14 protein-coding genes are annotated in these 12914 nt (G+C 44.8%); 13 read left to right on the top strand and 1 reads right to left on the bottom strand.

What is annotated here, in order from left to right; translation table 11 throughout:
• The first annotated feature begins 133 nt into the window (after positions 1-133).
• The 12 genes from rpmH to TRNA_RS42980 all read left to right on the top strand — a co-directional run bounded on the left by rpmH (position 134) and on the right by TRNA_RS42980 (position 10866).
• Complete coding sequence (rpmH, locus tag TRNA_RS43530) at positions 134-268, top strand: 50S ribosomal protein L34 (RefSeq protein ID WP_003178075.1); 135 nt, start codon at positions 134-136, stop codon at positions 266-268.
• A gap of 84 nt (positions 269-352) precedes the next feature.
• The gene (gene rnpA / locus TRNA_RS43030; protein ID WP_003178055.1) at positions 353-712 is read left to right on the top strand and encodes a ribonuclease P protein component; all 360 of its coding nucleotides are present in this window, start codon (positions 353-355) and stop codon (positions 710-712) included.
• A gap of 166 nt (positions 713-878) precedes the next feature.
• The gene (gene spoIIIJ / locus TRNA_RS43025) at positions 879-1679 is read left to right on the top strand and encodes a YidC family membrane integrase SpoIIIJ (RefSeq protein WP_011198500.1); all 801 of its coding nucleotides are present in this window, start codon (positions 879-881) and stop codon (positions 1677-1679) included.
• Positions 1676-2299 carry an RNA-binding cell elongation regulator Jag/EloR gene (gene jag / locus TRNA_RS43020; protein ID WP_003178050.1) on the top strand — a complete coding sequence of 208 codons (624 nt, stop codon included), beginning with the start codon at positions 1676-1678 and terminating at the stop codon, positions 2297-2299. The genes spoIIIJ and jag overlap by 4 nt, the downstream gene beginning before the upstream one ends.
• Before the next feature lie 334 nt (positions 2300-2633).
• Positions 2634-4013, top strand: a complete 1380-nt coding sequence (gene mnmE / locus TRNA_RS43015) for a tRNA uridine-5-carboxymethylaminomethyl(34) synthesis GTPase MnmE (RefSeq protein ID WP_003178047.1) — start codon at positions 2634-2636, stop codon at positions 4011-4013.
• A 16-nt stretch (positions 4014-4029) separates the two neighbouring features.
• On the top strand, positions 4030-5916 hold the full coding sequence (mnmG, locus tag TRNA_RS43010; protein ID WP_003178046.1) for a tRNA uridine-5-carboxymethylaminomethyl(34) synthesis enzyme MnmG: 1887 nt from the start codon (positions 4030-4032) through the stop codon (positions 5914-5916).
• Between the two features lie 13 nt (positions 5917-5929).
• Positions 5930-6649 carry a 16S rRNA (guanine(527)-N(7))-methyltransferase RsmG gene (gene rsmG / locus TRNA_RS43005; protein WP_003178044.1) on the top strand — a complete coding sequence of 240 codons (720 nt, stop codon included), beginning with the start codon at positions 5930-5932 and terminating at the stop codon, positions 6647-6649.
• Positions 6650-6746: 97 nt separating this feature from the next.
• Positions 6747-7598: a nucleoid occlusion protein gene (gene noc, locus TRNA_RS43000; protein ID WP_003178042.1), complete on the top strand. Its 852-nt coding sequence runs from the start codon at positions 6747-6749 to the stop codon at positions 7596-7598.
• Positions 7599-7653: 55 nt separating this feature from the next.
• The gene (locus TRNA_RS42995; RefSeq protein WP_003178040.1) at positions 7654-8511 is read left to right on the top strand and encodes an RNA polymerase sigma-70 factor; all 858 of its coding nucleotides are present in this window, start codon (positions 7654-7656) and stop codon (positions 8509-8511) included.
• Positions 8512-8577: 66 nt separating this feature from the next.
• Positions 8578-9021: a carboxymuconolactone decarboxylase family protein gene (locus TRNA_RS42990; RefSeq protein ID WP_003178038.1), complete on the top strand. Its 444-nt coding sequence runs from the start codon at positions 8578-8580 to the stop codon at positions 9019-9021.
• 242 nt (positions 9022-9263) lie between these two features.
• Complete coding sequence (gene soj / locus TRNA_RS42985; RefSeq protein ID WP_011201786.1) at positions 9264-10025, top strand: sporulation initiation inhibitor protein Soj; 762 nt, start codon at positions 9264-9266, stop codon at positions 10023-10025.
• A complete protein-coding gene (locus TRNA_RS42980; protein ID WP_003178034.1) occupies positions 10018-10866 on the top strand; it encodes a ParB/RepB/Spo0J family partition protein in 849 nt (282 codons plus the stop codon). Before soj ends, TRNA_RS42980 begins: the two co-directional genes overlap by 8 nt.
• Before the next feature lie 36 nt (positions 10867-10902).
• On the opposite strand, the gene yyaC is transcribed toward TRNA_RS42980, so the two are convergent.
• Entirely contained in the window at positions 10903-11520 is a 618-nt protein-coding gene (yyaC, locus tag TRNA_RS42975; RefSeq protein WP_003178032.1) for a spore protease YyaC, read from the bottom strand.
• A gap of 303 nt (positions 11521-11823) precedes the next feature.
• On the opposite strand from yyaC, the gene TRNA_RS42970 reads away from it, so the two are divergent.
• On the top strand, positions 11824-12837 hold the full coding sequence (locus tag TRNA_RS42970) for a YkvI family membrane protein (RefSeq protein WP_003178030.1): 1014 nt from the start codon (positions 11824-11826) through the stop codon (positions 12835-12837).
• The last annotated feature ends 77 nt before the right edge of the window (positions 12838-12914 follow it).

Raw genomic sequence — 12914 nt, 5'->3', positions numbered from 1 at the left:
AAGAAAATTGATATGTGTTATCCTATTATGGTGCAAAAAAGAAATGTGTGAGCGAAGTTGACAATGAACTGCTCATCCCAATATAATAAATTAGACTGTCTTTAACAGCTATTCCTCGAGGGAGGTGTCATACATGAAAAGAACATTTCAACCAAATAACCGTAAGCGCAGCAAAGTTCATGGCTTTCGCAGCCGTATGAGTTCTAAAAATGGACGTCTTGTATTAGCACGTCGTCGCCGCAAAGGAAGAAAAGTATTATCAGCTTAGGCCACTGAATAATGTCAGTGGTCTTTTTTACATAGAGGAATGACCAGGCCCATTTGCCAGCTTGTTATCGGAGTGAAAGAAGATATGAAAAAGCGAAATCGATTAAAGAAAAATGAAGATTTTCAAAAAGTATTTAAAAAGGGAAAATCGATGGCAAACCGGCAATATGTTTTATATGTGCTTCACCAGCCTGAAGCGAAAGAGTTTCGGGTGGGACTGTCGGTCAGCAAGAAAATCGGAAACGCAGTCGTGCGCAACCGGGTAAAGCGGCTGATTCGCCAGGTCATCCAGGAAGAGCGGAATCTATTAAAACAAGAAAATGACTACATTATCATCGCAAGAAAGCCTGCAGCTGAATTATCATATGAAGAGACGAAAAAAAGTTTGCAGCATCTTTTCAGAAAGTCGTTTGTCTACCGGAAAAAACCGAATCAGCCATCATAGTCCGGGTTAAAAGAAGTTATGGCCCCTCATTTTTAAGCGCTTCCTTTAGCTCCAGAAAAATGTCGTCGCCCATTCGGGGGAGAAAGATGATAAAATACGAGAAAGTATGTCTTTTTAATGGTCATAACCGAATAATACCGGTTGAAGAATGAAGATTTAGGAGGAAATGTTGTTGAAGAGGCGAATTTTATTATTGTTCAGTATGATCGGCGTTATCGTGCTTTTAGCTGGATGTACGGAAATCAACCAGCCGATCACTGCAGAAAGCGAAGGGTTTTGGAACACGTATATCGTATACCCGTTGTCACAGCTGATCACGTATGTAGCAAATTTAACGAATGAAAACTTCGGACTAGCGATTATCATCGTCACGATCTTAATCAGACTTTTAATTTTGCCGCTGATGATCAAGCAGACGAAGAGTTCGAAAGCGATGCAGGCTCTCCAGCCTGAAATGCAAAAACTTCGTGAAAAATACAGTTCTAAAGATCAAAAAACGCAGCAGAAGCTTCAACAGGAAACGATGGCTCTCATGCAGAAGCACGGGGTTAACCCGCTTGCCGGATGTTTCCCGATCTTAATTCAAATGCCGATTTTAATCGGATTCTATCATGCCATTATGAGAACGCGGGAAATCGCAGAACACAGCTTTTTATGGTTTGACCTTGGGGAGCGTGATCCGTATTTCATTTTGCCGATTCTCGCCGGTGTGTTCACATTCATTCAGCAAAAGCTGATGATGGCGGGAACAGCGCAGCAAAATCCGCAGATGGCGATGATGCTTTGGCTGATGCCGATCATGATCGTTGTATTTGCGATCAGTTTCCCGGCGGCTCTTTCCCTGTACTGGGTAGTCGGTAACTTATTCATGATTGCTCAAACCTTCTTTATCAAAGGGCCTGATCTAAAGGCTGAGAGACAGGAAGCGGCAGCCGGAGGAAAAAAATCCGGAGGTAAGAAAAAGTGAAGGAACTGACTGCTACTGGACGTACCGTCGATGAAGCAGTGCAATCCGGGCTTGAACAGCTGGGCCTTCATGCAGATGATGTCGAAGTCGACGTAGTTGATGAAGGAAAAAAGGGATTATTCGGCATTTTCGGTCATCGGTCTGCAGTCGTGAACATTCGGGAAAAAATAGACCCGGTTAAAGAAGCAAAACAATATTTGGAAAATGTAATTTCGAATATGGGAATACAAGCCCAGGTGACGGCAGAAGAGGAGTCTAAACGAGTGGTTTTTCAGTTGAAAGGAGACAAAACAGCTCTTTTAATTGGAAAAAGGGGACAAACTTTAAATGCCCTTGAAACGCTGACGCAGCTCGTGCTCAATCGTCATTCCGACAGATATATCCAAGCGGTGGTTGACGCCGAAGGATACCGCGCAAAGCGGAAGGAAACACTTGCTCAGCTGGCATTGAAGCTTGCTGACCAGGCGGCCAGGCAGAAAAAAGACATTCACCTGGAGCCGATGCCTTCCAGTGAGCGCAAGGTCATCCATGATACGCTTGCGGGCTACTCGCAGCATATCGAAACTTACTCTACCGGTGAAGACCATAACCGGCACCTTGTCATCTCATATAAAAAATAACATGAAAACCGAAGTTCCCAAAATTGGGGCTTCGGTTTTTTTGCCGTTGAAAATCGATGAAATGCAGCAAAATCAGTTTAAGTTCTATTTTTTCAGGCGTAAGCTGTTGATGAAAATGAAATTTAATTGTTATTCACATGTGGATAAGTTAAAGTAAGTAATGATGGCTTAGAACGGTTGTGGATAACGGTTCAAGTCACTTCCACTTCAATTGAAACTATGTTATCTTTAAATTTTGATTACAATAAAAGTTTTTCATCCGTATACGATGTTTGGAAGATGACCCGGCAAATGGGGATAATAGATATAGGAATGAAAAAGAGAGGTGAAAGCCATGGATACCATCGCTGCGATTTCAACGCCGATGGGAGAAGGGGCGATTGCGATCGTCCGGATGAGCGGCCCTGAGGCTCTTGCGATCGCCGATAAAGTGTATAAAGGACCTCGCGGAAAAAGGCTGAGTTCCGTCGATTCACATACGATTAACTACGGTCATATCGTTGATCCGGAAACGGAAAAAGTCGTGGAAGAAGTCATGGTTTCGGTACTGAAAGCGCCGAAAACTTTTACGCGGGAAGATATTGTAGAAATCAACTGCCACGGCGGACTTGTGACTGTCAACCAGGTGCTTCAGCTCGTTTTGAGAGAGGGAGCGCGTCTGGCGGAACCGGGAGAATTTACGAAAAGAGCCTTTTTGAACGGAAGAATCGATCTTTCCCAGGCTGAAGCTGTCATGGATCTCATCAGGGCCAAAACAGACCGGGCAATGAATGTGGCCATGAATCAGATGGAAGGAAGGCTGTCTTCACTGATCAAACGGTTGAGGGCCGAGATTCTTGAAACATTGGCCCACGTTGAAGTGAATATTGACTATCCGGAATACGATGACGTTGAAGAAATGACGCACAAGATGCTGATTGAAAAAGCGACAAAGGTCAAAAAGGAAATCGAGGCGCTGCTGACGACTTCAGAGCAGGGTAAAATATTAAGAGAAGGCATCTCGACAGTTATCATCGGGCGGCCCAATGTCGGCAAGTCCTCGCTTTTAAACAGTCTCGTCCACGAGACAAAAGCGATCGTAACGGATATTCCGGGCACGACGCGGGATGTCATTGAAGAATATGTGAATGTCAGAGGCGTGCCGCTGCGTCTCGTCGATACAGCCGGGATCCGCGAGACCGAAGACATCGTCGAGCGAATCGGCGTTGAACGTTCAAGACAGGTATTAAAAGAAGCAGATTTGATTTTGCTTGTCCTCAATTACAGCGAGTCCCTTTCAGATGAAGACATCAAGCTCTTTGAAGCAACGAAGGGAATGGACATCATCGTCATTGTCAATAAGACCGATCTTGAGCAAAAGCTTGATCTTGATCGGGTTCGGGAATTGGCTGGGAATCAGCCTGTCGTGACGACTTCCTTATTAAAAGAGGAAGGGATTGATGAGCTGGAGGAAGCCATTCAATCGCTGTTTTTCACAGGCGCGATCGAGAGCGGCGACTTGACATATGTCAGCAATACAAGGCATATTTCACTGCTGCATGAGGCGAAGCGCGCCATCACTGACGCATTGGAGGGCATCGAAAACGATGTGCCGATCGATATGGTTCAAATTGATTTAACAAGATGCTGGGAAGTTCTTGGGGAGATCATTGGCGATGCTGTACACGAAAGTCTGATCGACCAGCTCTTCTCTCAATTTTGCTTAGGAAAATAAAGGAGGAACAAAGCATATGGGCTATGAAGCAGGCCAATATGACGTCGTTGTCGTCGGCGCCGGACACGCCGGTGTTGAAGCGGCGCTGGCGTCAGCCAGACAAGGCGCAAAAACGCTTGTCTTAACGATTAACCTTGATATGGTTGCTTTCATGCCATGTAACCCGTCTGTCGGCGGACCTGCAAAAGGAATCGTCGTCCGCGAAATTGACGCGCTCGGCGGGGAAATGGCTAAAAATATTGATAAAACGCATATCCAAATGAGGCTTTTAAATACAGGAAAAGGACCTGCCGTTCGGGCGCTTCGGGCTCAGGCTGATAAATTCCAATATCAGCATGAAATGAAAAAGACACTTGAGAATGAACCGAATTTGACCATGCTGCAAGGAATGGTCGAACGCCTTCTTATTGAAGACGGGGAATGCCGGGGCGTTATAACCCAGACAGGGGCGGAGTACCGTTCTAAGACCGTTGTTCTGACGACGGGGACATTTTTGAGAGGGAAAATCATTCTTGGCGATCTGTCATACTCCAGCGGACCGAACAACCAGCAGCCGTCCATCAAGCTGTCTGAACATCTTGAAGAGCTCGGCTTTGACCTCGTCCGTTTTAAAACAGGGACGCCGCCGCGGGTCAACAGTCATTCAATTGACTACAGCAAAACGGAAATCCAGCCCGGTGATGAAGTGCCGCGGGCCTTTTCGTATGAGACGGTGGAATATATTACAGACCAGCTTCCATGCTGGCTCACATATACAAGTCCGGAAACGCACGAAATCATTGACAACAATTTGCATCGTTCACCGATGTACTCCGGCATGATCAAAGGAACGGGACCGAGATATTGCCCGTCTATTGAAGACAAGGTCGTCCGCTTTAACGACAAGCCGAGACACCAAATCTTTCTTGAGCCTGAAGGGCGCAACACCCAGGAAGTCTATGTCCAGGGATTGTCGACAAGCCTTCCAGAAGATGTGCAGCGAAAAATGCTTTCAACTATTCCCGGCCTTGAGAATGTGCAAATGATGCGGGCGGGGTATGCGATTGAATATGATGCGATCGTACCGACACAGCTGTGGCCGACATTGGAAACGAAAAAAATTCCGGGACTCTTCACAGCCGGACAGATTAACGGAACATCAGGCTATGAAGAAGCGGCCGGACAGGGAATTATGGCCGGTATCAATGCGGGCCGGAAAGCGCTTGGCAAAGAAGAGGTCATTCTCAGCCGCTCAGACGCTTATATCGGCGTATTGATCGACGACCTTGTGACAAAAGGAACAAACGAACCATACCGCCTGCTGACTTCGCGTGCAGAGTACAGGCTGCTCCTGCGTCACGACAATGCAGACTTGCGCCTGACCGAGATCGGCTATCAGATCGGCTTGATTTCTGAAGAAAGATATCAAAAGTTTCAAGAGAAAAAAGCGGCCATTGAAGCAGAGAAAAAACGCCTTCATTCTGTTATTATCAAACCGACAAAGGAAAATCAGGAATATATCCGTTCACTGGGCGGCAGCGAGCTCAAAGACGGCATTCGCGCGACCGACCTGATGAAGCGGCCTGAAATGAATTATGAAACCGTCACTGCTCTTGCGCCGCCTGAACAAAAAGTCGCCGGCGACGTTGCCGAACAGGTGGAAATTCAAATTAAGTATGAAGGATATATTGAAAAGTCCTTGCAGCAGGTCGAAAAACTAAAGAAAATGGAAAATAAAAAGATTCCTGACAGAATCGACTATGACGCGATCAAAGGCATTGCAACGGAAGCGCGCCAAAAATTGAAAGAGGTCAGACCGCTGTCTGTCGCACAGGCCTCACGGATTTCCGGCGTCAATCCTGCTGATATTTCCATACTGCTCGTTTATTTAGAGCAGGGACGGATTGCCAAGGTTGCGGAATAGAAAGGGTGACGGCATGAACATTGAGCAATTTACAGCCGGTTTGGAGAAGAAAGGCATTTCCCTTTCCTCCTTCCAGCTGGAGCAATTTGAGACTTATTACGAATGGCTTGTTGAATGGAACGAAAAAATGAATTTAACCTCGATTACCGAGAAAAAAGAAGTGTACTTAAAGCATTTTTACGATTCCATCGCCGCCTCTTTTTATGTTGATTTCAAAAAGATGAACACTCTCTGTGATGTTGGAGCGGGTGCCGGATTTCCAAGCCTTCCGATTAAAATCTGCTTTCCTCACCTTCACGTCACAATCGTTGACTCACTGAACAAACGGATTCACTTTTTGAATCAGCTGTCAGACGCTTTGAAGCTGGAAAACACAGCTTTTTACCATGACCGCGCGGAAACATTCGGAAGATCGAAAGACCACAGAGAAAGCTATGACGTTGTGACGGCACGCGCTGTCGCCCGCCTTTCGGTTCTCAGCGAGCTCTGCCTTCCGCTTGTGAAAAAAGACGGTTTATTCGTAGCATTAAAAGCCGCTTCGGCTGATGAAGAAATTGAAACGGGCAAAAAAGCCATCAAAACGCTTGGAGGCAAAATTGAAACCGTACATTCTTTTCAGCTGCCAATAGAAGAAAGCGAAAGAAACATCATTGTCATCAAAAAACAATCGCAGACACCGAAGAAATTTCCAAGAAAGCCTGGAACACCTAATAAATCTCCTATTGAAGGTTAAATTATTCGTTTTCTTCAAATTTCGTGATGTCACAGAAGGAAAATTCATGAGAAAATAGAATTATAAAAATGGCAGTGTTTAAAGGTGGTGTAGGTACATGAAGCATTCATTCTCTCGTCTCTTCGGACTTGGCGACAAGGAAGAAGAAGCAGAGATTGCTGAACATGATACGAATAAAGAAGAAATTCAAGAGATTCCAGTAGGCGATATAATTCCTAACCGTTTTCAGCCGCGCACCATTTTCTCAGAAGAAAAAATTAAAGAATTAGCTGCAACCATTCATACACACGGCATTATCCAGCCGATTGTCGTCAGAAAAACAGAGCGGGAAGGCCAATATGAACTCATAGCCGGAGAGCGGCGCTGGCGGGCGGTTCAAACGCTCGATTGGGAGAAGGTTCCCGCTATTATTAAGGATTTTTCAGATACAGAGACCGCTTCTGTCGCTCTTATCGAAAACCTTCAGAGGGAAGAATTATCTTCGATTGAAGAGGCGCATGCTTATGCAAGGCTTTTAGAGCTTCACGATTTGACGCAGGAAGCCCTTGCACAAAGGCTTGGAAAGGGCCAGTCAACAATCGCCAATAAGCTCAGACTGTTAAAGCTTCCGGAAGAGGTGCAGGAAGCGATCTTGAAAAAAGAAATTTCAGAGCGCCACGCAAGAGCGCTCATACCGTTGAAACAGCCCGACCTTCAGGTCAAGCTGCTGCATGAAGTCATTGAAAAGAGTTTAAATGTAAAACAAACCGAAGACCGTGTCGTCAAAATGCTTGAGCAGGATAAACGCAAGCCTAAACCAAAGAGAAAAGCGTACAGCAGGGACGCGAGAATCGCGATGAATACGATTCGCCAGTCCTTATCAATGGTGGAAGACAGCGGCGTCAAACTGAATACGGAAGAAGAGGAATTTGAAGAATATATTCAGTTTACGATTCGAATACCGAAATAAAAGCTCCCTATAGAGCTTTTATTTTTTTAGGCAAAATATCTATGGGGGAGCGTCTATGGAATATTATCGACAATATCATTCATTGCTTTTTTCGATTGCTTACCGTATGCTCGGGTCTTTTCAAGATGCAGAGGACATCATCCAAGAATTGTTCGCAGACCTTCAGGAAAAAGATATCGGTCAAATTGACCATATTCAAGCATATTTAACGAAATCAATCACAAACCGCTGCATAAATGAACTGCAGTCTGCCCGCAAGAAGCGGGAGGTATATATCGGGGAATGGCTTCCGGAACCGCAGGTGGCGCTTTCAGCTCAAATCCCGGCTGAGTACGTTGAAGAGAAAGAAAAGGTATCCTATGCTTTTCTGGTAGTTATGAGCCGATTAAATCCTGTAGAAAGAGCCGTTTTGATGTTTAGAGAAGTATTTGGATATCATTACAAGGAAATTTCGTCCATTATCGGGAAGTCGGAAGCGAACTGTCGTCAAATCCACAGCCGGCTGAAACAGAAATTAAACGAGGATATTTCGGTATTTTCACAGCCGGTTGAAGAACAGCAATTGGCCCAGCTGTTTATCGAATCAGCGAAAACAGGTAATTTTGAGGAGTTTTCCAAGAAATTGATTGAAGATGCCGTATTGTATACAGATGGCGGCGGAAAAGTGCGCAGCGCTTTGAGACCGATCTATGGAAAGAGCCGCATTTATGCGTTTTTTACGGGAGTTGTTTCAAAGGGAAGCTTTTCCGGCCGCTTTATGCCAGTCGATATCAACGACCAAAAGGGCGTTTTGATCATGAAAAACAACCGCCCGGCTTACGCGGTTTGCTTTGCTTGGAATCCGGAAGGCGATTCCGTCAAAAATGTGTTTATCGTGTCAAATCCCGATAAACTGAAGCACATTAAAATATAACGTTTTTTGTCACAAACTCCGTTTCTCTCTTGTTATATAAGTGAAACACTTAAAGGAGGAATAGACATGGAAACGAGATTTCTAATGGAAAAAGTAAATCCTGAGGGATACAGAGGAATGCTGGAGCTTGAAAAAGCGCAGGCTTCTTCTGGCATTGACCCCATTTTAAAGGAACTGATCAAAATCCGGGCTTCACAGCTGAACGGATGTGCTTTCTGCTTAAATATGCATACGAAGGATGCAAGACAGAACGGGGAAACGGAACAGCGGATATATGCGCTCAATGCGTGGCGGGAAGCGCCTTTTTTCACGGAAAAAGAGCGGGCTGTATTGGCGCTGACTGAAGCCGTTACGCGAATCGGCGAGCACGGGTTGCCGGATGAAATATACAACGAAGTCAGGACCCATTTTACAGAAGCTGAAACAGCCGAACTGATCATGGCAGCTGTCACAATAAATGCCTGGAACAGGATTGCCATCGCCACCCGGAAAATGCCCGCAGCAGATTGATTGAAATCCCCCCAACACAGGGGGGATTTTTTATACTGATATAAAATTAAAACTATCTTTCACTTTATTTGAGCGTTTCTTCTCTTTTTTCTAAGATAAAAAAACTGTTTCTTTTTGTCGAAAAATAAACAAAACAGATCTCTTTCAAAAAACAAAAACTCAAAAAAAGCAAACAGCCGATTCTTTTTTTGTTAAAATAGAGAAATGAGAGAAACTTGTTCAATGTGAAAGTAGGTGACATTGTGGGGAAAATTATTGCGATCACAAACCAAAAAGGTGGCGTTGGTAAAACGACAACCTCTGTTAACCTGGGAGCTTGCTTAGCTTACATCGGGAAAAGGGTTTTGTTAGTCGACATAGACCCGCAAGGAAACGCAACAAGCGGTATCGGCGTTGAAAAGGCTGATGTTGATCAATGTGTGTACGATATATTAGTAGATGATGCAGATGTGAAAGATGTCATCAAAACAACATCCGTAGAAAACTTGGATGTCATTCCTGCAACGATCCAGCTTGCGGGGGCGGAAATTGAACTTGTTCCGACCATCTCCCGAGAAGTCCGGCTGAAAAGGGCTTTGGAATCGGTCAAACAAAACTATGATTTCATGATTATTGACTGCCCGCCGTCATTAGGGCTGCTTACAATCAATGCGCTTACGGCTTCCGATTCCGTCGTGATTCCGGTCCAGTGCGAGTATTATGCGCTGGAAGGGCTGAGCCAGCTGCTCAACTCTGTCCGGCTCGTGCAAAAACATTTAAATACGGATCTGATGATCGACGGCGTATTGCTGACAATGCTTGATGCAAGAACGAATTTAGGCATACAGGTCATCGAAGAAGTGAAAAAGTACTTCCGCGATAAAGTATACAAAACGGTTATCCCCCGGAATGTCCGGCTCAGTGAAGCGCCGAGTCATGGAAAGCCGATCATTTTATATGATCCCCGTTCCAGAGGAGCGGAAGTCTATTTAGAATTAGCAAAGGAAGTGGCTGCGAATGCCTAAAGGTCTCGGAAAAGGGATTAATGCATTGTTTTCAAATGTTGATTTATCCGAAGAAACGGTTGAGGAAATCAAGCTGCAAGACTTGCGGCCCAACCCTTATCAGCCAAGAAAAACGTTTGATGACCAATCGTTAAAAGATTTGAAGGAGTCCATTTTGCAGCACGGTGTTTTGCAGCCCATCATCGTCAGAAAGTCAATTAAAGGCTATGACATTGTGGCCGGAGAACGCCGTTTCCGGGCTGCTGAAAAGGCCGGATTGGAAACCATTCCTGCGATTGTGCGCGAGCTGTCGGAATCCCTGATGATGGAGATTGCCCTATTGGAAAATCTTCAACGAGAAGACCTGTCTCCGCTTGAAGAAGCAAAAGCCTATGAATCTTTGCTCAAACATCTCGATATGACCCAGGAACAGCTGGCGAAAAGGCTTGGAAAAAGCAGGCCTCACATCGCCAACCACTTGCGGCTGCTGACACTTCCTGAAGACGTTCAAAAGTTAATCGACAACGGCACGTTATCGATGGGCCATGGCCGAACATTGCTTGGATTGAAAAACAAGAAAAAGCTTGAGCCGCTTGTTCAAAAGGTCGTGTCCGAACAGTTGAACGTCCGCCAGTTGGAAAAGTTAATTCAACAGTTGAACGCTGATGTTCCACGTGAAACAAAGAAGCCGAAACAAGTCAAAGATGCAGTGATCAAGGAACGGGAATCGTATTTGCGAAACTATTTTGGAACACCGGTGACCATTAAAAAGCAAAAGAAAAAAGGCAGGATCGAAATCGAATTCTACTCAAATGAAGACTTGGAGCGTATTCTCGAATTATTGGCTCAAGAAGACGCATAAGCTTAAAAACCATCTGATCATGTACAGATGGTTTTTTTATGACATTCTTCCGGTCATTCTTTCAATTGGTGACACATGGCGCCGCTGCGATCCGGTCTTTTCCAGATGCGACAGCCCGTCCGCAAGCACATTTGCCATGCTCATGACAAGATTGAGCCTTGTATTTTGCAGGACAAAATACTCCATAAAACCGCTGACATTGACAATTCCGTTAATATGCACGTGGCCGACTTCCGGCAAACTTTTCTGAACGCCTGCTCCCGGCTTCAAAGGCCCTTTGCCGATTTGGAAAGACCCCACGCTTTTGGTTCGTCCAAGACAGGCGTCGATCGCGATCATAAAAGGATTTTGATGCTGCTGATGAATATGATCAAGCTTTTCATTTAAGTTCACGGCGTGAACCGGGTCGGCAAGCGTTCCATAGACATGAAAACGTGTCAGCTGCTTTGCGGAGAGTTTCATTCCTACGAGGGGACCGAGCGAATCTCCGGTCGAGCGGTCTGTACCGATGCAAACGATCACGATGGGCCGGTCTCCGGCTTCCTTTAAATAGACGGAAAGGACTTTCTCTATTTGTTTAACAGCTAGCGGATCCGTATGAGAAATATATTCATTCATTGGTTCTTGAGAAAAAATTCCGCCTTTTCGATTCATAGGCTTCACATCCTTGTCATCATGGTAACAGCAGTGCCTTGGTGTGTTTTTTGAGTATGTATGGTTGTTTACAGTATATCCAGCTGTCTCTTTTTTTATGCTTTGGATGAGTCGATTTGGTCAGCCGGAAAAAATACTTTACTAAGAGAGGATACGATATTCTATTTTGTTATATTAATATAATTTATTCATTTGTAAGAGAAAAGTCGAAAAGGGTTTCATGAATTTTTATAGAGGACCGGCAATATAGTGTCATGAGCGGAGAAACAAGCTTAAAAACTATATTGTTGGGGTGAGCAAATCGTGTGGAGAGCCGGGATGAAGTGGATGCTTCTTATTTTAGGAAGCTTAATAGGTGCGGGATATGCATCCGGCCAGGAAATATGGCAGTTTTTTGGTGATGAAAGCGGACTGGCTATCCTGTTGTTTACGATCATGTTCAGCCTGTCAACCTATATTGTGATGAAGATCAGCTATGAACAAAAATCAGAGCATTTTCTGCCTGTGCTCGAAACATTAATCGGTCCGATGCTGGCTAAAGTATACGATGTGCTGATCATCCTGTATTTGTTTACGACGACGATTGTGATGATTGCAGGAGGCGGGGTAACGCTGCAAATCTTTCATATCCCGTTTTGGACTGGCGTCATCTTGTTTTGTTTATGCACAGGGTTGTTGTTTTTGTGGGGGCTCAATGGCATATTGTCCGTTAATAGCTACTTAATCCCGATTTTGGTGGCGGGGCTGCTGTATGCGCTGATTTCTTTTCAAACAGCTCATCATCAGCCGTGGCTGCTCAACTTGACTCATCAATACAACTGGCCTGCCGGCATCGCATTCACTTCCCTGAACATATTATCTGTTGTCGCTGTATTATCTGCGGTCGGCAAAGAGATGAAGGGGGTCGGAGAAGCAAAGATTGCCAGCATATTAAGCGGCCTGGTGTTTGGGGCTATTTCATACATGTACAATGAGACCCTTGTAGAGCTTGCCGGTGAACTGGCCCATTATGAAATTCCTTTATTCGCGGTTTTGGAGGGCGCGCCTTTTCCGATTTTTATTTTTATGACGGCTGTACTTTGCGTCGCAATCTATACGACGACGATCTCGAGCATTCTCGGTCTGTCCAGCCGTTTTCTGTCCTTTGTGAACTGGCCGAGATGGGTGATCGTCATCCTGCTTCTCTCGATCATGGCTCCTTTTACGTCAATCGGATTTTCAAATTTAATCGCTTTTTTATATCCAATTTACGGATTATTGAATTTATATTTATTGGTAAATATTTTACTATATCCGATTTTGAGTAAATGGAAATAAATACAGTTAAGATTGTGAAGAATTGCCCTTTCACCGTGGTTTTTTGTACAATAAGGTCACAACAAGGAAGCAAAGAG

Origin of the sequence: Bacillus licheniformis DSM 13 = ATCC 14580, assembly GCF_000011645.1 — a bacterium.
GTDB classification, from domain to species: domain Bacteria; phylum Bacillota; class Bacilli; order Bacillales; family Bacillaceae; genus Bacillus; species Bacillus licheniformis.
Note: the sequence above shows the minus strand (reverse complement) of the source record. Positions and strands in the feature narration are given on the sequence as shown.